Source organism: Bacillus sp. FSL K6-0994 (assembly GCF_038630815.1).
Classification (GTDB): domain Bacteria; phylum Bacillota; class Bacilli; order Bacillales; family Bacillaceae; genus Bacillus; species Bacillus safensis.
Map to the genome: position 1 here is coordinate 1,417,421 of NZ_CP152043.1, position 25,197 is coordinate 1,442,617.

At 43.2% G+C, this 25,197-nt stretch carries 26 protein-coding genes; all 26 read left to right on the forward strand.

Annotated features, from left to right (window positions below):
- The first annotated feature begins 146 nt into the window (after positions 1 to 146).
- The 26 genes from MHB69_RS07250 (at position 147) to pyrF (ending at position 25,197) form a co-directional block, all read left to right on the forward strand.
- Positions 147 to 1,391, forward strand: a complete 1,245-nt coding sequence (locus tag MHB69_RS07250; RefSeq protein ID WP_342496116.1) for an SAF domain-containing protein — start codon at positions 147 to 149, stop codon at positions 1,389 to 1,391.
- A 12-nt stretch (positions 1,392 to 1,403) separates the two neighbouring features.
- Positions 1,404 to 1,835, forward strand: a complete 432-nt coding sequence (locus MHB69_RS07255; protein ID WP_024424247.1) for a transcriptional regulator GutM — start codon at positions 1,404 to 1,406, stop codon at positions 1,833 to 1,835.
- Positions 1,836 to 1,853: 18 nt separating this feature from the next.
- Positions 1,854 to 2,384: a PTS glucitol/sorbitol transporter subunit IIC gene (locus MHB69_RS07260; RefSeq protein WP_024424246.1), complete on the forward strand. Its 531-nt coding sequence runs from the start codon at positions 1,854 to 1,856 to the stop codon at positions 2,382 to 2,384.
- Between the two features lie 13 nt (positions 2,385 to 2,397).
- The gene (locus MHB69_RS07265; RefSeq protein WP_024426936.1) at positions 2,398 to 3,408 is read left to right on the forward strand and encodes a PTS glucitol/sorbitol transporter subunit IIB; all 1,011 of its coding nucleotides are present in this window, start codon (positions 2,398 to 2,400) and stop codon (positions 3,406 to 3,408) included.
- Positions 3,409 to 3,432: 24 nt separating this feature from the next.
- Entirely contained in the window at positions 3,433 to 3,789 is a 357-nt protein-coding gene (locus MHB69_RS07270; protein WP_007499733.1) for a PTS glucitol/sorbitol transporter subunit IIA, read from the forward strand.
- A 130-nt stretch (positions 3,790 to 3,919) separates the two neighbouring features.
- Complete coding sequence (locus MHB69_RS07275) at positions 3,920 to 4,696, forward strand: ABC transporter ATP-binding protein (RefSeq protein WP_041118122.1); 777 nt, start codon at positions 3,920 to 3,922, stop codon at positions 4,694 to 4,696.
- A gap of 79 nt (positions 4,697 to 4,775) precedes the next feature.
- On the forward strand, positions 4,776 to 5,012 hold the full coding sequence (locus tag MHB69_RS07280; RefSeq protein ID WP_008344958.1) for a YlmC/YmxH family sporulation protein: 237 nt from the start codon (positions 4,776 to 4,778) through the stop codon (positions 5,010 to 5,012).
- 235 nt (positions 5,013 to 5,247) lie between these two features.
- Complete coding sequence (gene pgeF, locus MHB69_RS07285) at positions 5,248 to 6,087, forward strand: peptidoglycan editing factor PgeF (RefSeq protein WP_342496117.1); 840 nt, start codon at positions 5,248 to 5,250, stop codon at positions 6,085 to 6,087.
- A 6-nt stretch (positions 6,088 to 6,093) separates the two neighbouring features.
- Positions 6,094 to 6,783 (forward strand): YggS family pyridoxal phosphate-dependent enzyme, encoded by a 690-nt coding sequence (locus MHB69_RS07290; RefSeq protein WP_041118124.1) that lies wholly within the window; start codon positions 6,094 to 6,096, stop codon positions 6,781 to 6,783.
- Between the two features lies 1 nt (position 6,784).
- A complete protein-coding gene (sepF, locus tag MHB69_RS07295; RefSeq protein WP_024424241.1) occupies positions 6,785 to 7,243 on the forward strand; it encodes a cell division protein SepF in 459 nt (152 codons plus the stop codon).
- A gap of 6 nt (positions 7,244 to 7,249) precedes the next feature.
- Positions 7,250 to 7,531 (forward strand): YggT family protein, encoded by a 282-nt coding sequence (locus tag MHB69_RS07300; protein WP_024424240.1) that lies wholly within the window; start codon positions 7,250 to 7,252, stop codon positions 7,529 to 7,531.
- Positions 7,532 to 7,584: 53 nt separating this feature from the next.
- Positions 7,585 to 8,361 (forward strand): RNA-binding protein, encoded by a 777-nt coding sequence (locus MHB69_RS07305; RefSeq protein WP_024424239.1) that lies wholly within the window; start codon positions 7,585 to 7,587, stop codon positions 8,359 to 8,361.
- A 26-nt stretch (positions 8,362 to 8,387) separates the two neighbouring features.
- A complete protein-coding gene (locus MHB69_RS07310) occupies positions 8,388 to 8,882 on the forward strand; it encodes a DivIVA domain-containing protein (protein WP_008344947.1) in 495 nt (164 codons plus the stop codon).
- Positions 8,883 to 9,236: 354 nt separating this feature from the next.
- On the forward strand, positions 9,237 to 12,002 hold the full coding sequence (gene ileS, locus MHB69_RS07315) for an isoleucine--tRNA ligase (protein ID WP_342496118.1): 2,766 nt from the start codon (positions 9,237 to 9,239) through the stop codon (positions 12,000 to 12,002).
- A gap of 160 nt (positions 12,003 to 12,162) precedes the next feature.
- On the forward strand, positions 12,163 to 12,537 hold the full coding sequence (locus MHB69_RS07320) for a hypothetical protein (RefSeq protein ID WP_024424237.1): 375 nt from the start codon (positions 12,163 to 12,165) through the stop codon (positions 12,535 to 12,537).
- A 94-nt stretch (positions 12,538 to 12,631) separates the two neighbouring features.
- Entirely contained in the window at positions 12,632 to 13,099 is a 468-nt protein-coding gene (gene lspA, locus MHB69_RS07325) for a signal peptidase II (RefSeq protein ID WP_024424236.1), read from the forward strand.
- A complete protein-coding gene (locus tag MHB69_RS07330) occupies positions 13,096 to 14,010 on the forward strand; it encodes an RluA family pseudouridine synthase (RefSeq protein ID WP_024426940.1) in 915 nt (304 codons plus the stop codon). The genes lspA and MHB69_RS07330 overlap by 4 nt, the downstream gene beginning before the upstream one ends.
- Positions 14,011 to 14,180: 170 nt before the next feature.
- A complete protein-coding gene (pyrR, locus tag MHB69_RS07335; protein ID WP_024424234.1) occupies positions 14,181 to 14,723 on the forward strand; it encodes a bifunctional pyr operon transcriptional regulator/uracil phosphoribosyltransferase PyrR in 543 nt (180 codons plus the stop codon).
- 155 nt (positions 14,724 to 14,878) lie between these two features.
- On the forward strand, positions 14,879 to 16,207 hold the full coding sequence (locus MHB69_RS07340; protein WP_025092549.1) for a solute carrier family 23 protein: 1,329 nt from the start codon (positions 14,879 to 14,881) through the stop codon (positions 16,205 to 16,207).
- Between the two features lie 130 nt (positions 16,208 to 16,337).
- Positions 16,338 to 17,261, forward strand: coding sequence for an aspartate carbamoyltransferase catalytic subunit (locus MHB69_RS07345; protein WP_024424232.1), 924 nt, complete (start codon positions 16,338 to 16,340; stop codon positions 17,259 to 17,261).
- Positions 17,245 to 18,531, forward strand: a complete 1,287-nt coding sequence (locus tag MHB69_RS07350; RefSeq protein ID WP_024424231.1) for a dihydroorotase — start codon at positions 17,245 to 17,247, stop codon at positions 18,529 to 18,531. The genes MHB69_RS07345 and MHB69_RS07350 overlap by 17 nt, the downstream gene beginning before the upstream one ends.
- Positions 18,528 to 19,622 carry a carbamoyl phosphate synthase small subunit gene (locus MHB69_RS07355; RefSeq protein ID WP_024424230.1) on the forward strand — a complete coding sequence of 365 codons (1,095 nt, stop codon included), beginning with the start codon at positions 18,528 to 18,530 and terminating at the stop codon, positions 19,620 to 19,622. Before MHB69_RS07350 ends, MHB69_RS07355 begins: the two co-directional genes overlap by 4 nt.
- Positions 19,607 to 22,822, forward strand: coding sequence for a carbamoyl-phosphate synthase (glutamine-hydrolyzing) large subunit (gene carB / locus MHB69_RS07360; protein WP_342496119.1), 3,216 nt, complete (start codon positions 19,607 to 19,609; stop codon positions 22,820 to 22,822). Before MHB69_RS07355 ends, carB begins: the two co-directional genes overlap by 16 nt.
- Positions 22,819 to 23,595 (forward strand): dihydroorotate dehydrogenase electron transfer subunit, encoded by a 777-nt coding sequence (locus MHB69_RS07365; protein ID WP_326483453.1) that lies wholly within the window; start codon positions 22,819 to 22,821, stop codon positions 23,593 to 23,595. Before carB ends, MHB69_RS07365 begins: the two co-directional genes overlap by 4 nt.
- Positions 23,589 to 24,521, forward strand: coding sequence for a dihydroorotate dehydrogenase (locus MHB69_RS07370; RefSeq protein WP_342496120.1), 933 nt, complete (start codon positions 23,589 to 23,591; stop codon positions 24,519 to 24,521). The genes MHB69_RS07365 and MHB69_RS07370 overlap by 7 nt, the downstream gene beginning before the upstream one ends.
- A complete protein-coding gene (gene pyrF / locus MHB69_RS07375; protein ID WP_342496121.1) occupies positions 24,493 to 25,197 on the forward strand; it encodes an orotidine-5'-phosphate decarboxylase in 705 nt (234 codons plus the stop codon). Before MHB69_RS07370 ends, pyrF begins: the two co-directional genes overlap by 29 nt.

The following is a 25,197-nucleotide window of genomic DNA, read 5'->3' on the forward strand; positions in this document are numbered from 1 at the left end:
AACTAAGTTCATAACAAATGATAAATAAAATAACAAATGTTACAAGAAACAGATTTTTGTTAATTTTTATAACATTTGTTAAAAGTTTCAGATTATTTTTCTAGCAATCTACCCGAGAAGCAAGAAAACCTGAAAGGATGATTTAGATGTCAATCTATCAACAGTTGTTAGCTCGAGAACGCAGTGGAGATCCAATCAAAGTAGGAATTATTGGGGCAGGTCAAATGGGCTTTGGACTTATTTCACAAATTTCAAAAATCCCAGGCATGATTGTAGCAGGTGTTTGTGATATTCACCTTAGTGCAGCAGAGAAGGCAGCGAATTTTTACAAGCAGCATGCGAAGCCGCATCAAATGGTCGTCACAAATGATTATAGAGAAGTGATTCAATCAGATTTTGTGGAAGTTGTCGTAGATGCAACAGGAGTGCCAGAGGTCGGAGCAAACATTTCTTTGGAAGCGCTTAATTCAAAGAAACATCTCGTTCTTTTAAATGTAGAAGTTGATATTACCATCGGTTTGGCGATGCATAAATTATTCACAAATGCAGGACTTGTTTATTCTGGATCAGCTGGAGACGAACCGGCAGCAACACTAGAATTATATGAATTTGCAAAAACAATGGGACTTGAGGTGCTCGTTGCTGGGAAAGGCAAGAACAACCCATTCTTCCCAGAAGCAAATCCAGATACGTGTAAAGCCGAAGCAGATAGTAAACATATGAGTGCACATATGCTCGCTGCCTTCCAAGATGGAACAAAAACAATGGCAGAAATGAACTTATTAAGTAACGCGACAGGGCTTTTGCCAGATAAAGTCGGTATGCACGGAGTCGAAGCAAATTTAGAGAATGTAGCAGATAAATTGAATCAAAAACAACAAGGCGGCGTGCTCGATAACTTCGGAGTCGTTGAATATGTAAATGGACTTGCTCCAGGCGTATTCGTTATCGTCAAGAGTGATCTAGAGCCAGTAGATGAAGAGCTTCGTTACTTAAAAGTTGGAAAAGGTCCTCACTACACGCTTTACCGTCCTTTCCACTTAGCGAGCCTTGAAACACCTGTTACGATCGCAAAAGCGGTCTTACAGCATGATTCATCGATCCACCCGATTGGTGTACCAGTGTCAGAAACAGTCGCTGTTGCGAAAAGAGATATTAAAGCAGGAGAATCACTTGACGGAATTGGCGGATACTCCGTAAGAGGTGTACTTGAAACACATCAAGACATGAAAACGAACGGTCACATTCCAATTGGCTTAATCAGCGGAAAAGTTGTAGCGAAAAAAGACATCAAATTAGGACAGTTCCTTACTCATGATGATGTAGAGCTTGATTCAAACACAACCGTCTGGAAGCTGCGTTCATTACAAGATCACTTATTTCAATCATAAGGACGTGAAGCTATGGAAAAATTAGCAATCGTACTTTGTATCATTCTCATTGTGCAATATGGGTTATCTTTTATCCAAATCAAGTATTACCGCAAAAGCATGGACTCACTAATTGATGACTACAGAGGGAAACAGGGATATCACTTATTTTCAGGAATGGAACGGCGCAAAGTTGGCCCTGGAGCCATTGCGCTCATCATTGTGGATGAATCATATATCATTCAAAAATGCCATGTGCTTGGCGGCGTGTCGATCTTATCTAAATTTAAAGAAGTCCCTGCATATGAAGGCAAGCATGTAGGGGCTGTGCTGGACGAGCACCATATGATGAAGAAGACGTTGAAAAAGCGCAAAAAAGCGCCAGCTGTCATGCAAGCACTTTCCATGGCGGCTGAGCAGGCACTTGTCTCGATTTCGAAAAAAAATATAACAAATGTGAACTAAAGAAAGGGGAGATGAAACATGGAATGGATTCAATGGTTTGGAGAGCACTTTATCGGAATGTTTGAAGCCGGCGGAAAGCAGTTCATGGGTCTAATTACAGGTATCGTTCCAACGCTTGTTGTGTTACTTACTTTCACTTATGCTGTCATGAAATTTATTGGAGAAGAGCGAGTGAATAGAGCCATTCAGTTTGCAGCGAAATATACCATTTTGCGCTACACGTTAATGCCGATCTTATCTGTTCTTATTTTGACAAACCCAATGGCTTATACGTTTGGCCGCTTCTTACCTGAAAAACAAAAACCAGCATTCTATGATTCAGCTGTTTCATTTGTTCATCCGGTGACATCACTGTTCCCGTATGCCAACGCAGGAGAACTATTTGTCTACTTAGGAATTGCGAACGGGATTAAAGAAGCTGGATATTCAATGTCAGAGCTTGCTGTTCGTTACTTCTTAGTCGGGATCGTCGTCATTTTACTACGCGGAATCATTACTGAATGGATTACAAAATATTTAGCAGGAAAAATGAAAGCGAATTCACAATAGGGGAGGGTTAGACATGACAAACCACAAAGTATTTGTTGCAAAAGGTGCTGGCGGATGGGGAGAAGGCTTAGAGCTTGAACCAACTGGTAAAAGAAGAAAGGTTGTTTCCATTACAGGGGGAGGCATTCACCCGGTTGCACGTAAAATTGCAGAAATGACAGGGACAGAAGCATGTGACGGCTTTAAAAACTCTATACCAGAAGATGAAATGATGTGTGTTGTCATTGACTGCGGTGGAACAGCGCGAATCGGACTTTATCCAATGAAACGCATTCCTACTGTAGACGTTTTGGCATCCTCTCCTTCTGGGCCGCTTGCTAAACATATTACAGAAGATATCTTCGTATCAGGCGTAACAGAAAAAGATATTTCCTATGCAGAAGCATCTGATGGTGAGGCGAAAGCAGAAGGTCAGGAAAACAGTGAGTCGATTGACAAAGAGAATTTCAAAGAAACGTATGCAAAGCTGAAAGAGGAGAATATTGAGCGGCAGGAAAAAGGCAATTTCCTGATGAGATTCTCACGCGGAATCGGGAAAGTCACCGGTACGTTCTACCAGGCCGGCCGTGATTCTGTTGATATGCTTTTGAAAAACATTATTCCTTTCATGGCATTTGTCAGTATGTTAATTGGAATTATCAATTATACAAAAATCGGTGACCTGATTGCCCATTTTCTATCACCTTTGGCAGGATCTCTTTGGGGGCTCTTACTGCTCGTTGTGGTCTGTACACTGCCGTTCCTATCACCTGTCTTAGGACCTGGAGCAGTCATTGCCCAAGTCATCGGTGTTCTGATTGGTAGTCAAATTGCACTAGGAAACATTCCGCCTCAATTTGCACTTCCTGCACTATTTGCCATCAACGGCCAAGTAGGGTGTGATTTTATTCCAGTGGGGCTGTCACTTGGTGAAGCGAAGCCGGAAACGGTACAATATGGGGTACCAGCTGTTTTGTATAGCCGTCTTATTACAGGGGTTCTATCTGTTGTGATCGCATACGTTGCCAGCTTCGGTATGTATTAAGTATTAAAGGAGGAATCGAGATACATGGTAACACAATCTGTCGTAAAAGAAATTGGGATCTTAGTCCCTCAATTTAAAGAAGATAAGCTGATTGTTTTATTTGGACCCGCAGCGCCGCAGGAATTAAGAGATATGTCTGTCATTCATGAGTTCGAGCATCTAGAAGAAGAGCCGCTGAAGCTGGGCGGAACCATTCAAGTGGGCGATCAAACGTACACGATCACAGCCCTCGGCAATAAAGCAAATGACAACTTTAAAGAGCTCGGCCATATTTCGATCTACTTCCAAGAGCCGTTTGATGATGTATTACCAGGTGCTGTTTTTGCATCCCCGCACACGTTTCCTGATATAAAAGAAGGCGTACGAATTGAAATTTCGTAACCATGTAAAAAAAGCTGTTCCTAATAAGGAGCAGCTTTTTTATATGAGGTTTACCGGAAAGAGCATTTACGATATGCTGTAAACATTCATTATTTGTATATTCGGAATTTTTAATCAGGAGGAAGTTATGGTGTCACTTGAATTGAAGAATGTTTCATTAAAAAGAAATGGGAAATGGCTGCTGCAGTCTATTGACTGGCAGGTGAACAAGCAGGAACACTGGGTGCTTTACGGTTTAAATGGTGCGGGAAAAACCGCTTTATTAAATATGCTCTGCTCCTATTATTTCCCCACGTCAGGCGAGATGACAGTGCTGGGACATGTCTTTGGCAAGGAAGCTCTTGGTGAAAAGCTCAGGAGGAAAATTGGTCTCATCTCAGCGGGACTTGAAAAGAAATTGCATAGAGACGACAATGCTTTTGAAATTGTACTTAGCGGCGCATTTGCTTCTATCGGGCTTTATGAAACCCCGACAGATGAAATGAGAGAGAAAGCCATTGATCTATTAAAAGCATTTGGTTCATTCAAATATGCCAACAGAACATATGAAACCCTCTCACAGGGAGAGAAGCAAAAAGTCTTGATTGCGAGGGCTTTAATGAATGATCCGCAGCTTTTGATTTTAGATGAACCTGTGACGGGTCTTGATTTTTTAGCAAGAGAGCAAGTGCTGGAGACCATCTCATTTATTGCAGCAAAGCCTGATGCGCCTACTTTGCTCTATACGACCCATCATGCAGAGGAGATTCTGCCTGTTTTTCAGCACACCTTATTATTAAAAGATGGATCTGTTTTTGATCAAGGAGAAACGAAAGAAATGATGACAAGCGGCTTGCTTTCTTCTTTTTTTGAATGTCCGGTAGATGTCATGTGGAGAAATGGCCGTCCGCATTTAAGTAAATTGTAGATAAAAGAAACTATTGGTCTGCGTCCCTGCTTTTCCATCATACATATTATAGTAGAAAACGAAAGGCGGGGAAGGACAGATGATCAGTATTTCTGAATTCCAAATCAAGGATGTCGTCGATGTATCCAGCGGAAAAAAACTAGGCACCATTGGGGACATTGATATTAATGTGACAAGCGGCAAAATACAAGCGATTATTATTGGCGGCACAGGTAAAATGATGGGATTTTTCGGAAAAGAAGAGGAAATGATCGTCCCTTGGCGAAATATAGTAAAAATTGGCGAAGATGTGATACTTGTCCGATTGTCTTCTTAATTCGTCTAACTCCTCAATGAATCATTCAATTTTTCCTTAAAACAAGCTCTCCATTCTCAGCAAACAATGTCTTTTTCGGGTAAAAAGATTACGTTTTCATATCAATTTGAAAAAAAACCTGCAGAAAGGGCACATTTGAGTGTAATATTTAATGAATCCCACTAACTGTCTATGCATGTCTTGTGGTAAAATAGGAGCGATATAAAGAGAGATGAATGAAAGGTGGGAGGCAGCTTTGACACACAAATATGACCCCTTTCAGCAGAAATCACCATATGCAATGACCATTCATGATTGGACGAACATGACATGTTCTGGAAAAGAGGTATTGGCCGGATTTACGACAAAAAATGGCGGCTTCAGCCTACCTCCATATCAATCATTGAACACTGGACTCCATGTAGGAGATGATGCTTCTAGTGTTCAAATGAATCGTCAAGTCATAGCAGATGCTGCTGCTGTGCCGCTCTCTGATTGGGTGTTTGCAGACCAAACACACGAGGATCGCATCCTGAAAGTCACCAAGGAGCAAAGAGGAAGAGGAAGTCTTCATTATCATGAGGCACTGCCTGGTACAGACGGTTTATATACCTCTGAGACGAACATGATGCTCGCTCTTTGTTTCGCTGATTGTGTTCCGCTTTATTTTCTAGCTCCGCAAAACGGATTAATTGGAACGGCTCATGCCGGCTGGAAAGGAACCGTCAAGCAAATTGGTGCAAAGATGGTTGATGAATGGGTCCGCCAAGAAGGTGCCAAGGCCGATCATATTCAAGTCGTCATTGGACCATCCATTGGCAGCTGCTGCTACATAGTCGATGACGCAGTCATGGATCAAGTGAAACAGCTTCCTTTTTCAACAGAGGATGTGTATTCCGAGATTTCACAAGGACAATATAAAATTGATTTGAAAACATTAAACAAAAACATATTGCTTCATGCAGGAATAAAAGAAGAAAACATACATGTCAGTTCGATGTGCACAAGCTGCAATGATCAGCTATTCTTCTCACACCGGCGTGATCAAGGCAAAACAGGACGTATGATGTCTTTTGTCGGGTTTAAGGAGGCATAAGTGCAATTGAATGTACGAGAGAATCTCAGACAAATAAATGAACAAATAAACGAAGCATGTAAAAGAGCCGGTAGACATCCAGCAGATGTATCGGTCGTTGCTGTGACAAAGTATGTTTCAATTGAACGAGCACAAGAAGCCAAAGAAGCTGGAATTATGCATTTTGGTGAAAATCGTGACCAAGGGTTACTTGAAAAGCAGGCGGCCATAACCGATGAAAACATTAGCTGGCACTTCATCGGCAGTTTACAAACACGTAAAGTGAAATCTGTCATTCAGACAATTGACTACTTACATTCGCTCGACAGGATGTCTCTTGCGAATGAAATTGAAAAAAGAGCGGATCACACAGTTCGCTGTTTTGTACAAGTGAACACGTCACTTGAGGAGTCAAAACACGGCTTGAAAAGTGAAGACGTCATTCCGTTTGTGAAGCAGCTCGCTGATTTCAAACAGATTGAAATTGCTGGACTGATGACGATGGCTCCATTTACAGATGATCACACTGTGATTCGAAACTGTTTTAAAACATTAAAAAACCTTCGAGAAGAAGTAAAACATCTTAACCAAGTAAATGCACCTTGTCAGCATTTATCGATGGGCATGTCAAATGATTTTGAAATCGCAATTGAAGAAGGTGCGACATTCGTTCGGATTGGCTCTTCACTTGTTGGAAATGAAACAGGAGGTGCGTGACATGAGCATAAAAAATAAGTTTAAAAGCTTTTTCACTCTCGACGATGAAGAGTATGAGTACGAATATATTGATGAAGAAAGAGAACCCGTTCAAGAAGAAAAAGGAACGAAGGACAAAGCAGCATTTCAAGATCGTCCGCAGACAGGAAAACAAAATGTTGTCAGCTTGCAAAGCGTGCAAAAATCCTCTAAAGTGGTGTTAAGTGAGCCGCGTGTTTATGCAGAAGCGCAGGAGATTGCAGACCATATTAAAAACAGACGTGCAGTCGTCGTGAATTTGCAGCGCATTCAGCATGATCAAGCAAAGCGAATCATTGACTTCTTAAGCGGAACCGTTTATGCAATCGGTGGAGACATCCAGCGTATTGGCTCGAATATATTCCTCTGCACACCTGATAATGTAGATGTATCTGGCACAATATCAGAGCTATTGACAGAGGAAGAACCTCAGAGGTGGTAAATCATAGTGATTCTAAATTTCATTTTTAATATTTTAGGAACGGTATTAACGATTTACTCATTCGCGATTATTATTTACATCTTTATGTCATGGGTGCCATCTGCAAGAGAAACTGTGTTTGGCCGTTTTCTGACAAATATTTGCGAACCGTATTTAGAACCATTTCGTAAAATTATTCCGCCAATCGGCATGATTGACATCTCGCCGATTGTGGCATTGCTTGTGATTCGTTTTGCATCATCATATGGACTAACTGGTCTTTACAATATGATTGTGCGCTTCATGTAAACAGGCTGCCGGGCTTGGCACTGCCAGGCTCTTTTACATAAGAGGGGAACAAAATGAGCGATATCTATCAGCATTTTAGAAAAGACGAACAGCCATTTGTTGACCAAGTGTTAGGCTGGAAAAAAATCGCACTCGACCAATATCGAATGAAATTAACAGATTTTCTTGATCCGCGTGAGCAATTTATTACTGAATCCGTCATCCAGCATGGCGAAGAACTTGGGATCATGTTTTTTGGCGGGTATGAGGGAGCGGAGCGCAAAAGAGCTCTCATTTATCCTGATTATTTAGAACCTTCTATTCAAGATGTTGAGCTGTCATATTTTCAGGTGAACTATGCGAAAAAGTTTATTTCCTTAGAACACCCGAAGCTTCTCGGCTCATTGATTGGGACAGGCTTGAAGCGTCAAAAATTCGGAGATCTATTATTTTCAGAGGAAGATGTGCAATTTATTTGTACAAGTGATGTCGCCGATTTTGTGCGGGCGCAGCTGACACATGTCGGCAGAGCAGCCGTTTCATTAGAGGAAATCACGCAGGCAGAAATAAAGCCAGTGATCACGAAGACTGATATCAAAGAAGATACCATTTCTTCACTTCGGCTGGATGCTGTATGCGCTGCTGTCAGCCGTCAGTCTCGGCAAAAAGCACAGCTTTTAGTTAAAAATGGGCTTGTCAAAGTCAATTGGAAAGTCACTGAGGACCCTTCCTTTACAATCGGTGAAGGCGATCAGCTCTCTGTTCGGGGATTTGGCCGCTTTAGCCTCAAAACGATTGATGGGAAGACCAAAAAAGATAAATTCAAAGTAACATTTGAGCTTCTGACATAACGAACTTGAATCTGGAGGTGGCGAGGTTGCCATTAACACCTAATGATATTCATAATAAAACGTTCACAAAAAGCTTTCGCGGCTATGACGAAGACGAAGTAAACGAGTTTTTAAGCCAAGTACGTAAAGACTACGAGATCGTACTTCGTAAAAAGAACGAGCTTGAAGACAAAGTAAACGAGCTTGACGAAAGACTAGGTCATTTTGCAACAATTGAAGAGACATTAAACAAATCAATTCTTGTGGCGCAGGAAGCAGCGGAAGACGTAAAGCGTCATTCTGATAAAGAAGCAAAATTGATTATTCGTGAAGCAGAGAAAAATGCAGACCGTATTATCAACGAAGCGCTGTCAAAATCAAGAAAGATTGCAATGGAAATCGAAGAGCTGAAGAAACAGTCGAAGGTCTTTAGAACTCGCTTCCAAATGCTCATCGAAGCGCAGCTTGATCTTCTGAAAAATGACGATTGGGATCATTTACTGGAATATGAAGTAGACGCTGTCTTTGACGAAAAAGAATAAGCGCATCATCTTGACATGACGTGCTCATGTTGCATATAATACCATCATAAATTAACAAGAGATAAACGTTTGAAAGGGACACTCGCAGCTGTCACATGCGTAATAAAGCGAATCAGGGATGGTGGAAGCCTGACATTACGAGACGCTGCAATGAGATCACCCCTTTAGTTCCTTTTCTGAAAAACCAGTAAGAAAAGGCGTCTGATCACGTTACGATTTTTGAGTGGATAAGCGGCTCTTTCATATCGCTTGTCTAAAAGGGTGGTACCGCGAGACAAGCCTTCTCGTCCCTTATGGGATGAGAGGGCTTTTTTTATTGTTTTTTAATCAGAATTTGCATGTGGAGGAATGGGTATGAACTACAAAGACACCTTATTAATGCCGAAAACAGAATTCCCGATGAGAGGGAACTTGCCGAACAAAGAGCCTGAAATCCAAGAGGAATGGGCAGAGAAAGACATCTATCAAATGGTTTTAGAGCGGACTAAAGGACGCCCGACGTTTATTTTGCATGATGGACCTCCATATGCGAATGGTGACATTCATATGGGGCATGCACTCAATAAAATCCTAAAAGATTTTATCGTCCGTTTTAAATCAATGAACGGGTACCATGCACCGTACGTACCGGGCTGGGATACACACGGGTTGCCAATTGAAACAGCTCTCACTAAAAATAAAAAAGTAAAACGCAAAGAAATGTCTACAGCAGAATTCCGCAAACTATGCGAGGAGTATGCTTGGAAGCAAATTGAAGGTCAGCGCAGCCAGTTTAAGCGATTAGGCGTCAGAGCAGACTGGGACAATCCATATGTCACATTAAAGCCTGAATACGAAGCGCAGCAAATTCTTGTCTTTGGTGAAATGGCGAAGAGAGGCTATATCTATAAAGGATTAAAGCCTGTTAACTGGTCTCCTTCAAGTGAATCAGCCCTCGCTGAAGCGGAAATTGAATATAAAGACAAACGTTCACCATCGATTTACGTTTCGTTTAAAGTAAAAGATGGCAAAGGCGTTCTTGAAAACGGCGAACAATTCATTATCTGGACAACAACACCTTGGACGCTTCCTGCAAACCTTGGCATTTGTGTTCATCCAAACTTAGAGTACAGTGTTCTTCAAGTAGGTGCTGAGCGATATGTTGTCGCATCTGAGCTCGTTGAACAAGTGGCAAAAACGCTTGGCTTTGAAGAGTATGAAGTCGTGAAAACATTAAAAGGAAAAGAATTAGATAACGTCGTTGCAGAGCATCCGATTTATGGTAGAGATTCCCTTGTGATGCTTGGCGACCACGTGACAACTGATGCGGGAACTGGCTGTGTTCACACAGCACCAGGCCACGGGGAAGATGACTTTATTGTCGGTATGAAATACGGTCTTGATGTGCTCTGTCCAGTAGATGAAAAAGGTGTGATGACAGATGAGGCGCCTGGTTTTGAAGGACTATTCTACGAGGATGCCAATAAAGCCATCACAGAACAGCTTGAAGCAAAAGGTGCGCTGAAAAAGCTCGACTTTATCACGCACTCCTACCCGCATGACTGGAGAACGAAAAAACCAACGATTTATCGTGCGACAGCTCAGTGGTTTGCATCCATTAAAGATTTTAGAGAAGCGTTATTAGACAATATTAAAGAAACAAAATGGGTTCCAGCATGGGGAGAAACACGCCTGTTCAATATGGTGCGTGACAGAGGTGACTGGTGTATTTCAAGACAGCGTGTATGGGGCGTTCCAATTCCAGTCTTTTATGCGGAAAATGGTGAGCCGATCATCACGGACGAAACCATTCAGCATGTATCTCAATTATTTAGAGAGCATGGCTCGAATATTTGGTTTGAAAAAGAAGCAAAAGAGCTATTGCCAGAAGGCTTTACACATCCAGGCAGCCCGAATGGTGAATTCACAAAAGAGCAGGACATCATGGATGTATGGTTTGATTCCGGTTCTTCTCACCAAGCTGTTTTAGAAGAAAGAGATGACCTAGTCCGTCCGGCAGATCTTTATCTTGAAGGCTCTGATCAATATCGCGGCTGGTTTAACTCCTCTTTATCAACAGCAGTTGCTGTTACTGGAAAAGCACCATATAAAGGGGTCCTAAGCCACGGCTTTACGCTTGATAAAGAAGGACGTAAGATGAGTAAATCATTAGGCAATACGATTGATCCAACGAAGGTCGCGAAGCAGCTTGGTGCAGAAATTCTTAGACTTTGGGTATCTTCTGTCAACTATCAAGCCGATCATCCAGTGTCTGATGATATTTTGAAACAAGTAGCAGAAGTCTATCGTAAAATCCGTAACACCTTCCGCTTCCTGCATGGAAACTTATTTGACTTTGACCCAGCAGTTAATGCCGTGCCAGTAGAAGAGCTTCGCGAAGTGGATCAATACATCATGATCAAATTAAACAAATTGATTGATAAAGTGAAAAAAGCCTATGATGATTACGAATTTGCGGTCGTCTATCATGCGATTCACAATTTCTGTACGATTGAGCTCAGCTCTTTCTATCTCGATTTTGCAAAGGATGTCGTCTACATTGAGCATGCCGATCATCCAGACCGCCGCAGCATGCAGACGGTCTTCTACGAAACATTAATGGCATTAGTGAAGCTGACTGCACCAATTCTTCCGCATACCGCAGATGAGTTATGGAGCCACTTAAGCTTTGTTGAAGAGCCAAGTGTTCAGTTAACAGATATGCCAGAAGGTGTGCTAGTTCCTCAAGCTGAAGCGACAGAAGCGAAGTTTGACCGCTTTATGGAGGTACGTGACGATGTGCTAAAAGCGCTGGAGATTGCGCGTAACGAGAAAGTCATCGGACGTTCACTTGAAGCAAGTGTGACGCTTTATGCGACAGATGAAGTGAAAAACCTTCTTGCATCCATTAAAGAAGATGTGAAGCAGCTCTTTATCATCTCTGAATTAACGGTAGAAGATGAGCAGCATGCAGATACATCAGCGCCTGAATATACATCAGGACGAATTGTGGTTCAAAAAGCAGAAGGAGAACTGTGCGAGCGTTCCCGCATTATTTCAAAAGACGTTGGAGCAAATCCGAAATACCCAACATTGTCGCTGAAAAATGCTGAAATCGTGGAGAAATATTACCAGAATTAACAGTGCGATATCACAAGCTGGCGCCCCGTCATATGCGGGGCGTTTTCTTTTATGAGAAAATGACAGCGTTTAGAACGAAAGGAAAAATCTTATGGCTTTAAAGTGACCAGTCGGGGCAACAATATGATTATCACGACAGGGCAGGAGTTGAAATAGCGACATGAATGGCGATCTAGAGACGATTTACACGGAACTCCTTCAAATGAAAGAAGAGCTGCAATCTAAACTGTTTGAATACGCATCATTTCGTTCACCCGCTGAGCATGTCACATTGAATGAGGTCAAAACGACCACGCTTCTTTATCACATCAAAGAAGAGCTGCAAGATGTGTCTCTCGCTATTGCAAAAATTGAACAAGGAACCTATGGCATATGTGAGGCAACAGGAGATGTGATTCCGCTTGAACAAATGAGCATTCTTCCTACCGCCCGCACGGCTGACGACTTTTTATATCATAAGCAATACGAGAAAAAAGCATTCACTCCTTATCCTTACGAATCGAATGATTCTCATTTTGAAGCCTTCCACATGTAGGGAGGTTTTTGTCTGTCAACTAAAGTTTCTTTACTCCTTCCTGTTTTCTTGATAAAATGCTTAAAGATCAAAGTATGAAGATGGAGGAACGTGTGTGTTCTATTACATAATCGCATTCGTTATCATTTGTTTAGACCAATTAACAAAATGGCTCATTGTCAAAAATATGATGCTCGGTGATTCTGTTCCAGTCATTGATGGATTCTTTTATATCACGTCTCACCGAAATTCAGGAGCCGCATGGGGAATTCTCCAAGGGCAAATGTGGTTTTTCTATGTGATCACACTCGTTGTTATTGCGGGAATTGTTTATTACTTACAAAAACATGGACAAAAGGACAAGCTGCTGGGAGTAGCGCTGGCCTTAATGCTTGGCGGAGCGATCGGCAACTTTATTGACCGTATTTTCCGTCAGGAAGTGGTTGATTTTGCTCATTTCGTATTTGGGGATTATCACTACCCAATCTTTAATATTGCAGATTCTTCTCTCTGTGTAGGGGTTATTCTGCTCTTCATTCAAATGCTGTTAGATGGAAAGAAAAATAAGGAGTCAACTACATGAATCAAGTAAATATTGCCGTTTCAGAAGAACAAACGAGTGAACGGCTAGATAAATTTCTAAGCACGACAGAACCAGAATGGTCAAGAACCCAAGTCCAGCAATGGGTAAAAGATGGGCTGATCGAAGTAAACGGGAAACAAGTAAAGGCCAATTACAAAGTACAAGCTGGGGATCAAATCAAAGTGGAGATTCCAGATCCGGAAGCGCTAGATGTAGAAGCAGAACCAATGGATCTTGATATTTATTATGAGGATGCAGATGTGTTAGTCGTAAATAAACCACGAGGAATGGTCGTTCATCCAGCGCCGGGTCATGTGTCAGGAACACTTGTAAATGGACTGATGGCACATTGCAAAGACTTATCAGGGATTAACGGTGTGATGCGTCCTGGAATTGTCCACCGAATTGATAAAGATACGTCTGGGCTGTTAATGGTCGCGAAAAACGATATGGCACATGAGTCACTCGTCAATCAGCTGGTGGCTAAAACTGTTACAAGAAAGTATACGGCTGTTGTCCACGGTATTATCCAGCATGATACAGGAACAATTGATGCACCAATTGGCAGAGACAAAAAAGACCGCCAAAGCATGACGGTCACAAAAGAAAATGCAAAACAAGCCGTTACTCATTTTGATGTGATTGAACGCTTTAAAGACTTCACGGTTGTCGAATGCCGTCTTGAAACAGGAAGAACACACCAAATTCGTGTTCATATGAAATATATCGGCTACCCTCTTGCAGGAGATCCGAAATATGGGCCGAGAAAAACAGTCGATTTTAATGGACAGCTGCTGCATGCAGGTGTTTTAGGATTTGATCATCCTAGAACAGGAGAATATATCGAGTTTACAGCACCAATTCCAGCTGATATGCAGGCTTTTATCGATTCATTAAGAAATAACGATTGACAGGCCGTGCTTTTTCTGAAATAATAAACAAAGAAATTGAGATTCTTTAAAACAGTCCAGAGAGGCTGAGAAGGATAACGGATCAATTTGTGCACGCATATGCACAAATGAACGCCCCTCTCTGCCCTTTGCAGAAGGGGCTTTTTATTTGTCAAAAAGAGGTGTAAAAGATGGAACAAAAAGCAGTCATTCTTGATGAACAAGCGATCAGACGAGCGCTTACCCGAATTGCACATGAAATGATTGAGCGCAACAAAGGGATGAAGGATGTCATCCTTGCCGGGATCAAGACAAGAGGCATACATCTTGCAAAGCGCCTTGCAGAGCGCATCGAGCAAATTGAAGGGAATCCAGTCACTGTAGGTGAACTTGATATTACGCTATACCGTGATGACCTGACAAAAAAGACAGACAACCAAGACCCGCTTGTAAAGGGTGCAGACATACCAGCTGACATTAATGACAAAACACTTATTGTTGTTGACGATGTCCTGTTTACAGGCAGAACCGTCAGAGCCGCTATGGATGCCCTTGTGGATGTAGGAAGACCATCTTCCATTCAGCTGGCTGTGCTCGTTGACCGGGGACACCGGGAGCTGCCGATTCGAGCGGATTATATCGGGAAAAACATTCCGACTTCAAAAGCAGAGACAGTCATGGTTCAGCTCAATGAAGTAGATCAAAACGACCTTGTCGCTATATATGAAAAATAACCTTTTTAAATGCATTCCAGAGAGTTTGCAAAGAGGGCAATAACAGAGACACCGAGCACACGGCTAACATGACGTGTCTGGTTTTTCTAGGCCTCTTTGCGCATACTCGCAAAGAGGCTTTTTTAATGAAAAAGGACACATCTAGGAGGAAAATCATGAGTCAGCAAAAAGCCAATTTAGGCATTCGAGATATCCCAAAACCATTCACATGGCTGTCACTTAGCCTTCAGCATTTGTTTGCGATGTTTGGTGCGACCATTCTTGTACCAAAAATCATTGATATGAGTCCAGCCGTCGCGCTCATCTCAAGCGGTGTGGGAACGATTGTTTACTTAATTATCACAAGAGGACAAATTCCGGCGTATCTTGGATCGTCCTTTGCCTTCATCGCCCCCATACTGAATGTTAAAGCAACGGGCGGCCCTGGAGCCGCAATGGTTGGCGCCTTCATGGCGGGTGTCGCTTATGCACTCATCGCCCTGTTCATTAAATGGCTCGGCACAGGCTGGCTGATGAAGCTTCTGCCGCCGGTTGTCGTAGGACCAGTCATTATGGTCATCGGACTCGGACTCGCTGGAACAGCAGTCAACATGGCGATGTATGTTGATCCGAATGCCACCGAGCTAGTTTACAGCCTCAAGCACTTAATGGTTGCTGGCTTCACACTGGCTGTGACCATTATTAGTATGATTTTCCTAAGAGGATTCCTTAGCTTAATCCCAGTATTAATCGGCATCATCAGCGGCTATCTCTTTGCCTTAACACAAGGCATCGTGAACTTCCAGCCGGTCATTGACGCAAAATGGTTTGCTGTACCAGACTTCGTCGTGCCATTTGTCGACTATACACCTGCTGTGACATTAAGCATTCTCACAGTGATGGTGCCGGTTGCCTTTGTCACAATGTCTGAGCATATCGGCCACCAAGTGGTGTTAAGTAAGGTCGTAGGACAAGATTTTATTAAAAAACCAGGTCTTCACCGTTCCATTTTAGGAGACAGTGCGGCGACGATCTTCGCTTCACTTATTGGCGGACCGCCAACAACAACTTATGGAGAGAACATTGGCGTACTAGCCATCACAAGAGTGTTCAGTATCTTCGTCATCGGCGGAGCAGCCGTGTTTGCGATCTGCTTCGGTTTTGTAGGAAAAATTTCAGCATTAATCAGTACAGTGCCGTCCGCGGTGATGGGAGGCGTTTCGTTCCTGCTCTTTGGAATCATTGCTTCAAGCGGCCTGAGGATTCTGATTGATCATAAGGTGAATTTTGAAGAAAAGCGTAATCTCATTATCGCATCAGTCATCCTAGTCATTGGGATTGGCGGGGCCTTCATTGAGGTGAAACAAATCAATCTCACCCTATCTGGAATGGCACTTGCTGCGATTACGGGTGTCCTGTTAAATCTGATCCTGCCGCATCAAAAAGCAGAAGATGACAACTCAAATGAATCAAATACAGAAAACCTTTTAAAAGAAGTCCAGTGAGGCTGACAAGGGTTCTAAATGGAGCAGAATGCACGAAAGTGCCGCTGCTTCTTTTGGAGAACCCTAAGCTGCCGAGGCTTAGGGTTTTTTTGAACCTGAAAGTGATGAAAAACTAGAGGGGGAAGAAAAAATGAATGATTTATCGACAATGAGCAGCTTATCAAAAGAAGAGATTTTACAGCTGATTGAAGAAGCAGCTGCACTCAAAAAGGGGAAACAAGAACATGGATTAGCCGGAGAATTTGTGGCAAACCTCTTCTTTGAACCAAGCACAAGAACACGTTTTAGCTTCGAAGTAGCCGAGAAGAAACTTGGGATGAATGTCCTGAGCTTAGATGCGGCAAGCACCTCCGTTCAAAAAGGCGAAACACTTTACGATACGGTAAAAACACTCGAATCGATCGGAGTAAAGGCATGTGTGATCAGAGACAGCACTGATGAATATTATAACGAGCTGATCGGGAAGGTTGGAATTCCCATCATCAATGCAGGAGATGGCTGCGGACAGCATCCAACCCAATCACTGCTTGACCTCATGACCATCTTTGAAGAGTTTGGCGGCTTTGAAGGCTTAACGATTTCGATTCATGGAGACATCAAACATAGCAGGGTGGCAAGATCAAATGCTGAGGTTCTCTCAAGGCTGGGAGCGACAGTCCTCTTTTCAGGACCTGCCTCCTTCCAGGATGAACAAAACCCTCACGGAACGTATGTCCAAGTAGATGAAGCCATCGCACAATCTGATGTGGTGATGCTGCTTAGAATCCAGCATGAACGGCACGCTGAAAAAATGGGCAGCGAAGATTACTTATCAACTTATGGATTAACAGTAGACAGAGCAAACAAAATGAAAGAACGCGCAATTATTATGCATCCAGCACCAGTAAACAGAGGTGTTGAAATAGATGATTCATTAGTAGAGTCCAAGCAGTCAAGGATTTTCAAACAAATGGAAAATGGTGTTTATATCCGAATGGCTGTATTAAAAAGAGCTTTTCAAAATAGCACACTACATCAAAAAGGGAGAGATTCTGTCTATGTCATATCTCATTAAAAACGGGTTTATCTTAACAAGCACAGGTGAAAGAGTGCAGCAGGATATTAGGGTAAAAGGAAAAGTGATTCAAGCGATTGGTCACCTAGAAAGAGAAGACGGAGAAGAGGTTATTGATGCAGCAGGGCTATTTGTGTCACCGGGCTTGATCGATCTGCATGTGCATTTAAGAGAGCCGGGCGGAGAGAAAAAGGAAACGATTGAAACAGGCTCTAAAGCAGCCGCAAGAGGCGGATATACGACGATTGCAGCGATGCCGAATACAAGGCCGGTTCCAGATACAAAAGAGCAAATGGAATGGCTGATGAATCGAATCGAAGAGACCTCATCTGTGAGAGTGCTGCCATACGCCTCCATCACAACGAGACAAATTGGGGAAGAAATGACGGATTTTGCAGCACTAAAAGAAGCAGGCGCCTTTGCTTTTACAGATGACGGTGTCGGCATCCAAACAGCAGGCATGATGTACGAAGCGATGAAACAGGCAGCAAGTCTTGATCAAGCGATTGTGGCGCACTGTGAAGATAACTCGCTCATTTACGGCGGGTGCGTTCATGAAGGAGAATTTTCAAAAGCAAATGGGTTAAACGGAATACCGTCCATTTGTGAATCGGTGCATATTGCAAGAGATGTTCTTTTAGCAGAAGCAGCGAACTGTCATTATCATGTATGTCATATCAGTACGAAAGAATCTGTGCGGGTCGTACGCGATGCAAAAAAAGCAGGCATCCGTGTGACGGCTGAGGTGTCACCGCATCACCTGCTGTTGTGTGATACGGACATTCCAGGTCTTGATACAAATTATAAAATGAACCCGCCGCTCAGAGGAAAAGAGGATCGCGAGGCATTGATCGAGGGACTGTTAGATGGAACGATTGATTTCATCGCAACAGACCATGCGCCGCATACAGAAGAAGAAAAGAACGAAACCATGCAGCGTGCCCCGTTTGGAATTGTGGGACTTGAAACAGCGTTCCCGCTTCTGTATACACGATTTGTCAAAACAGGCGAATGGACATTAAAAGAACTTGTTGATTATATGACAATTAAACCAGCAGAAGCATTTTCTCTTCCATACGGAAAGCTTGAAGAAGGGCACATAGCTGATATCACACTTATTGATTTAAACAAAGAAATGGCAATCGATAAAACAAGCTTCTTATCTAAAGGGCAAAATACACCGTTTGACAAATTGACTGTATCAGGATGGCCGGTCATGACACTTGCATCTGGGAAAGTCGTTTATGAAGAGGGGAGACTAGTAAAATGAAGAGACGCTTAGTGCTAGAAAACGGAACAGTATTCGAAGGAACAGGCTTTGGCAGCTTAGAACCATCAGTCGGAGAAGTCGTCTTTAATACAGGGATGACGGGCTATCAAGAAATTTTATCTGATCCATCATACTGCGGACAAATTGTCACACTGACTTACCCGCTTATCGGCAACTATGGCATTAACCGTGACGATTTTGAATCGATCACACCGTTTGTGAAAGGGCTGATTGTGAAAGAGCTTTGTGAAAAGCCCTCAAACTGGCGCTCTTCATATTCACTCGATGAATATTTAAAAATGAAAAACATTCCGGGGCTGAGCGGAATCGATACACGGAAGCTGACTAGAATGATTCGAAGTGCAGGGACTTTAAGAGGGGCATTTGCAGGACCTGATGAACAAGTAGAAGACGTTGTCCGCCGCCTTCAAACATTGCAGCTGCCAACAGATCAAGTGAGTCAAGTATCTGTGAAAAATGCGTACCCAAGCCCAGGCAGAGGAAAAAGAATTGTCCTTGTCGATTTCGGCATGAAGCACGGCATTTTGCGCGAGCTCAATAAACGTGACTGCGACGTCATTGTGGTGCCATACAACATCACTGCAGATGAAGTGCTGCAGCTAAAGCCTGATGGCATCATGCTTTCAAACGGACCTGGAGATCCTGTGGATGTACCGGAAGCCGTTGAGATGATTCAGCAATTGATTGGAAAGGTGCCGCTCTTTGGTATATGCCTCGGACATCAATTATTTGCTCTAGCATGCGGTGCAAGCACAGAAAAAATGAAATTTGGCCACAGAGGATCAAACCATCCGGTGAAAGAACTAGCAACTGGCAAGGTGACACTGACGTCTCAAAACCATGGCTACACGGTTAGCAGTATTAACGAAGACGTGCTCGAAGTCACACATATTGCCCTAAACGACAATACGATTGAAGGATTAAAACATAAAGAAGCACCAGCATTCACTGTTCAGTACCACCCAGAAGCATCACCGGGTCCAGAAGATGCAAACTACTTATTTGACCAGTTCATGGAAATGATTCATACGACTGAGAAAGAAGGGGAAGAAGTATGCCAAAACGCGTAGACATCAAAAAGATTTTAGTAATCGGATCAGGTCCTATCATCATCGGTCAGGCAGCGGAGTTTGACTATGCAGGTACACAGGCTTGCTTAGCGCTAAAAGAAGAGGGCTATGAAGTCGTTCTTGTGAACTCTAACCCTGCGACCATTATGACAGATACAGAAATGGCTGATAAGGTATACATCGAACCACTGACACCAGAATTTTTAACACGAATCATTCGAAAAGAACGCCCTGATGCGATCTTGCCAACACTTGGCGGGCAAACTGGATTAAACCTTGCTGTTGAATTGTCAGAGCTTGGCGTATTAGCTGAATGCGGCGTTGAAGTACTCGGTACAAAGCTGTCAGCCATCCAAAAAGCAGAGGATAGAGATTTATTCCGTAATTTAATGAATGAACTAAATGAGCCAGTACCAGAAAGTGAAATCATTCATAACCTGGAAGAAGCGATGGCGTTTACAGATCAAATCGGTTTCCCTGTCATCGTCAGACCAGCCTATACATTAGGCGGAACGGGCGGCGGAATTTGTACAAACGAGCAAGAACTGAAGGAAATCGTTGAAAACGGTCTGAAGCTAAGCCCAGTCACACAATGCTTACTTGAAAAAAGCATTGCAGGCTTTAAAGAAATTGAATATGAAGTCATGCGAGACAGCGGTGACCATGCAATCGTTGTTTGTAACATGGAAAACTTTGACCCTGTCGGCATCCATACTGGTGACAGTATTGTTGTAGCCCCAAGCCAAACGTTAAGTGACCGTGAATATCAGCTGCTTCGCAATGTGTCGCTTAAGCTGATCCGTGCACTTGGCATTGAAGGCGGCTGTAACGTACAGCTGGCACTTGATCCAAACAGCTTTCAATACTATATCATCGAGGTAAACCCGCGTGTGAGCCGTTCATCTGCGCTTGCGTCAAAAGCGACAGGCTATCCAATTGCCAAATTGGCAGCGAAAATTGCTGTCGGCTTAACGCTTGATGAAATGATGAACCCAGTCACAGGTAAAACCTATGCAGCCTTCGAGCCGGCACTTGACTATATCGTTTCTAAAATCCCGCGCTGGCCGTTCGATAAATTTGAATCTGCGAACAGACGTCTTGGTACGCAAATGAAGGCAACTGGTGAAGTCATGGCGATCGGCCGCACATTAGAAGAGTCTCTTCTAAAAGCTGTACGTTCACTTGAAGCCGATGTGCATCACATTGAATTAAAAGATGAAGTAGACATCACAAATGAAGTGCTTGAAAAACGGATTATCAAAGCGGGAGACGAACGATTATTTTATATCGCTGAGGCGCTTAGAAGAGGCTATACCGTCGAACAAATACATGAATTCTCAAAAATTGATTACTTCTTCCTTCATAAGCTGGAAGGTATCATCGCCTTTGAGAAAACATTAAAAGAAAACAAAGGCAATACAGCCGTATTAAAAGAAGCGAAAGAAAAAGGCTTCTCAGATATCTACATTAGCCGTGAGTGGAATATGAAAGAAGCGGATGTCTACAAGCTAAGACAAGAAGCAGGCATTGTACCTGTATACAAAATGGTGGATACATGTGCGGCAGAATTTGAATCAGAGACACCATATTTCTACAGCACGTATGAAGATGAAAATGAATCAGAACGTACAGACAAGAAAAGTGTCATCGTATTAGGTTCAGGTCCTATCCGAATTGGACAAGGGGTAGAATTTGATTATGCGACTGTTCACTCAGTGTGGGCAATTAAACAAGCAGGCTATGAAGCGATCATTATAAACAACAACCCTGAAACGGTCTCAACAGACTTTAGTATTTCAGATAAGCTTTACTTTGAACCACTCACTGTAGAAGATGTCATGCATATCATCGATCTTGAACAGCCTGAAGGAGTCGTTGTTCAGTTCGGCGGACAAACGGCGATCAACCTAGCAGACGAATTATCAAATAGAGGGGTTAAAATTCTTGGAACTTCTCTAGAAGACCTAGACCGCGCAGAAAACCGGGACAAGTTTGAACAAACGTTAGAAACACTCGGCGTGCCGCAGCCTAAAGGGAAAACAGCAACGTCTGTGCCTGAAGCTGTAGCGATTGCCAATCAAATCGGCTACCCAGTCCTTGTCCGTCCTTCCTATGTATTAGGCGGCCGCGCGATGGAAATTGTGTATCAAGAAGCCGAGCTTCTTCACTACATGGAGAATGCGGTGAAGGTCAATCCGCAGCATCCAGTGTTAATTGACAAGTATTTGACAGGAAAAGAAATTGAAGTAGATGCCGTGTCTGATGGAGAAACTGTCGTAATCCCAGGCATTATGGAACACATTGAAAGAGCCGGAGTTCACTCTGGTGACTCGATTGCGGTCTATCCGCCGCAAACATTGTCTGAGGACATCAAAGCAAAGATCGCAGAATACACGATCAAGCTTGCCAAAGGACTCAACATTATTGGGCTTTTGAACATTCAGTTTGTCCTATCAAAAGGTGAAGTGTATGTACTTGAAGTGAACCCGAGATCAAGCCGGACGGTTCCTTTCTTAAGTAAAATTACGGGCATTCCGATGGCAAACCTTGCGACAAAAGTCATCTTAGGAGACAAGCTCAAAAATTATGGCTACGAAGAAGGCCTTCACACAGAGCAAGAAGGGGTGTACGTCAAAGTTCCAGTCTTCTCTTTTGCAAAATTAAGAAGAGTGGATATTACACTCGGGCCTGAAATGAAATCAACAGGTGAAGTCATGGGGAAAGATGTCACGATCGAAAAAGCCTTATATAAAGGATTGATTGCATCAGGCATTCAAATTCCTAAAGACGGAACAGTTCTTCTGACAGTGGCTGATAAGGATAAAGAAGAAGGACTTGAGATCGCAAGAAGATTCCATTCGATCGGCTATCATATTTTAGCAACAGAAGGAACGGCGAATTATTTAAAACAAGCCTCCATTCCATCAAGTGTGGTCGGCAAAATTGGAGAAGAAGGCAAAAATCTTCTCGATGTCATTCGAAACGGGGAAGCCCAATTCGTGATCAACACATTAACAAAAGGAAAACAGCCGGCAAGAGACGGCTTTAGAATTAGACGTGAATCTGTTGAAAACGGAGTGGCCTGCTTAACGTCCCTAGACACAGCAGAAGCCATTTTAAGAGTGCTTGAGAGCATGACATTTAGAGCGGATGAAATGCCAGAAGTGAAAACGAATGCTGAGGTGACAGTAACGATATGAAAAAAGCATACTTGACGGTCGTCTCGAACCGAGAGATCGCTGATCATATTTACGAAATGACATTAAAAGGTGACCTTGTGGACGCCTTTCAAACGGCTGGACAATTTCTTCATCTAAAGGTCAGTGAATCCATGACACCGCTGCTGAGAAGACCGATCAGTATTGCCAACATTCATGCCGAGCAAAAAGAAGCAACCATCATTTACCGCGCAGAAGGAGAGGGCACAAAGCTCCTCTCCCAAAAGCGGGAGGGAGAATCAGTCGATGTATTAGGGCCGCTTGGAAACGGGTATGATCCTTCAGTCGTCAAGCCCGGAGAGACGGCATTACTAGTCGGCGGCGGAATTGGCGTACCGCCTCTATATGAACTGTCCAAGCGTTTAACGAAAAAAGGAGTCATCGTAAAGCATGTCCTCGGCTTTCAATCGAAAAAGGATGTATTTTACGAGGAGAAATTTCAAGCACTCGGCGATACGTTTATTGCAACTGTTGATGGCACATATGGTGCTAAAGGCTTTGTAACAGATGTGATAAAAGAGCAAAACCTGAGCTTTGATGTGCTGCTTTCCTGCGGTCCGACACCTATGCTAAAAGCGCTGAAAGACACGTATCCTGATAAGCCCGTCTACATTTCGATGGAAGAACGAATGGGCTGCGGGATTGGTGCCTGCTTTGCATGTGTCTGTCATACCGATCAGCTCGACAAACCTTACGTCAAAGTCTGTCTTGATGGACCTGTTTTTAAAGCAGAGGAGGTGGCATTGTCATGCTAAACGTTGAGTTACCGGGATTATCTTTAAAGAATCCAATTATCCCTGCATCAGGCTGCTTTGGATTTGGGAGAGAATTTGCATCCTTATATGACCTATCATTACTGGGCGGTATCATGATCAAAGCCACAACCCTTGAACCGAGATTTGGCAATCCGACACCAAGGGTAGCCGAGACAGGAGCTGGTATGCTCAATGCAATCGGACTTCAAAACCCAGGTCTAAAAGGCGTGCTTGAAAATGAATTGCCTTGGCTCGAGCAGTTTAATACACCTATTATTGCGAATGTTGCTGGCTCACAGGTTGAAGATTATGTTGAAGTAGCCAAGCAAATCAGCCAAGCCAAAAATGTTCATGCCCTTGAACTGAATATTTCTTGCCCAAATGTTAAAACAGGCGGGATCGCCTTTGGTACAGATCCAAATATGGCGGCGTCATTGACAAAAGCAGTCAAGGACGTCTCTTCTGTACCTGTCTATGTCAAGCTGTCACCTAACGTAGCCAATATTGTAGAGATTGCTCAAGCGATTGAAGCTGCTGGAGCGGATGGACTCACCATGATTAACACATTAATTGGGATGCGTTTAGATTTAAAAACGGGGAAACCCATTCTTGCCAATAAAACAGGCGGATTATCAGGACCAGCTGTCAAACCTGTCGCTGTGCGCATGGTGCATGAGGTGAGTCAAGCGGTTTCTATTCCGATTATCGGGATGGGCGGAGTGCAAAGTGCTGAAGATGTACTTGAATTTTTACTAGCAGGTGCAAGTGCAGTAGCTGTCGGTACAGCCAATTTTGTGAATCCATTTATTTGTCCGGAAATCATTGAAGAGCTGCCAAATGTGTTAGCAGCATATGGTTATTCATCTGTAGAGGAATGTATCGGAAGGAGCTGGAAACATGAAGCACTTGCCCATCATCGCGCTTGATTTTCCTTCAGGACAGGAGGCGCTTGCCTTTTTAGATCCCTTTGAAGGGACACCATTATTTGTGAAGGTCGGCATGGAGCTGTTTTACCAAGAAGGACCTGCCATCCTTGATGCGCTGAAAGAAAAAAATTGCCGCATTTTTCTCGATCTAAAATTACATGACATTCCAACAACGGTGCAAAAAGCGATGAACCGGCTTGCCGCACTTGGCGTTGATTTGGTCAATGTGCATGCTGCTGGCGGGAAACGAATGATGCAGGCTGCATTAGAGGGACTTGAAAGCGGGACTCCTGCTGGACAAAGCCGCCCAGGCATTATTGCAGTGACCCAGCTGACTAGTACGTCAGAAGACATGATGAGAAAAGAATTACTCATTGACCGTCCGCTGCAAGAGACTGTTATCCGGTACGGACAATTAGCATATGAAAGTGGGCTGGACGGGGTTGTTTGCTCTGTTCATGAATCTAAAGCACTTCATGAACATATCTCACCATCCTTTCTCACTGTAACGCCAGGGATTCGCTTACCGAATGATCAAACCGATGACCAAAAGCGTGTGGCGACACCTGCCTATGCAAAAGAGCAAGGTGTTTCACAAATTGTTGTCGGAAGATCAATCACAAAAGCTGATAAACCAATAGAAGCCTATCATCAAATTTTGAAAGAGTGGGAGTGA

What these genes read in the sequence shown, in the direction of transcription:
- MHB69_RS07250 (WP_342496116.1), top strand. Translation starts at nt 147, where the DNA reads ATGTCAATCTATCAACAGTTGTTAGCTCGAGAACGCAGTGGAGATCCA.
- MHB69_RS07255 (WP_024424247.1), top strand. Translation starts at nt 1,404, where the DNA reads ATGGAAAAATTAGCAATCGTACTTTGTATCATTCTCATTGTGCAATAT.
- MHB69_RS07260 (WP_024424246.1), top strand. Translation starts at nt 1,854, where the DNA reads ATGGAATGGATTCAATGGTTTGGAGAGCACTTTATCGGAATGTTTGAA.
- MHB69_RS07265 (WP_024426936.1), top strand. Translation starts at nt 2,398, where the DNA reads ATGACAAACCACAAAGTATTTGTTGCAAAAGGTGCTGGCGGATGGGGA.
- MHB69_RS07270 (WP_007499733.1), top strand. Translation starts at nt 3,433, where the DNA reads ATGGTAACACAATCTGTCGTAAAAGAAATTGGGATCTTAGTCCCTCAA.
- MHB69_RS07280 (WP_008344958.1), top strand. Translation starts at nt 4,776, where the DNA reads ATGATCAGTATTTCTGAATTCCAAATCAAGGATGTCGTCGATGTATCC.
- sepF (WP_024424241.1), top strand. Translation starts at nt 6,785, where the DNA reads ATGAGCATAAAAAATAAGTTTAAAAGCTTTTTCACTCTCGACGATGAA.
- MHB69_RS07305 (WP_024424239.1), top strand. Translation starts at nt 7,585, where the DNA reads ATGAGCGATATCTATCAGCATTTTAGAAAAGACGAACAGCCATTTGTT.
- ileS (WP_342496118.1), top strand. Translation starts at nt 9,237, where the DNA reads ATGAACTACAAAGACACCTTATTAATGCCGAAAACAGAATTCCCGATG.
- MHB69_RS07320 (WP_024424237.1), top strand. Translation starts at nt 12,163, where the DNA reads ATGAATGGCGATCTAGAGACGATTTACACGGAACTCCTTCAAATGAAA.
- MHB69_RS07330 (WP_024426940.1), top strand. Translation starts at nt 13,096, where the DNA reads ATGAATCAAGTAAATATTGCCGTTTCAGAAGAACAAACGAGTGAACGG.
- pyrR (WP_024424234.1), top strand. Translation starts at nt 14,181, where the DNA reads ATGGAACAAAAAGCAGTCATTCTTGATGAACAAGCGATCAGACGAGCG.
- MHB69_RS07340 (WP_025092549.1), top strand. Translation starts at nt 14,879, where the DNA reads ATGAGTCAGCAAAAAGCCAATTTAGGCATTCGAGATATCCCAAAACCA.
- MHB69_RS07345 (WP_024424232.1), top strand. Translation starts at nt 16,338, where the DNA reads ATGAATGATTTATCGACAATGAGCAGCTTATCAAAAGAAGAGATTTTA.
- MHB69_RS07350 (WP_024424231.1), top strand. Translation starts at nt 17,245, where the DNA reads ATGTCATATCTCATTAAAAACGGGTTTATCTTAACAAGCACAGGTGAA.
- MHB69_RS07355 (WP_024424230.1), top strand. Translation starts at nt 18,528, where the DNA reads ATGAAGAGACGCTTAGTGCTAGAAAACGGAACAGTATTCGAAGGAACA.
- carB (WP_342496119.1), top strand. Translation starts at nt 19,607, where the DNA reads ATGCCAAAACGCGTAGACATCAAAAAGATTTTAGTAATCGGATCAGGT.
- MHB69_RS07365 (WP_326483453.1), top strand. Translation starts at nt 22,819, where the DNA reads ATGAAAAAAGCATACTTGACGGTCGTCTCGAACCGAGAGATCGCTGAT.
- MHB69_RS07370 (WP_342496120.1), top strand. Translation starts at nt 23,589, where the DNA reads ATGCTAAACGTTGAGTTACCGGGATTATCTTTAAAGAATCCAATTATC.
- pyrF (WP_342496121.1), top strand. Translation starts at nt 24,493, where the DNA reads ATGAAGCACTTGCCCATCATCGCGCTTGATTTTCCTTCAGGACAGGAG.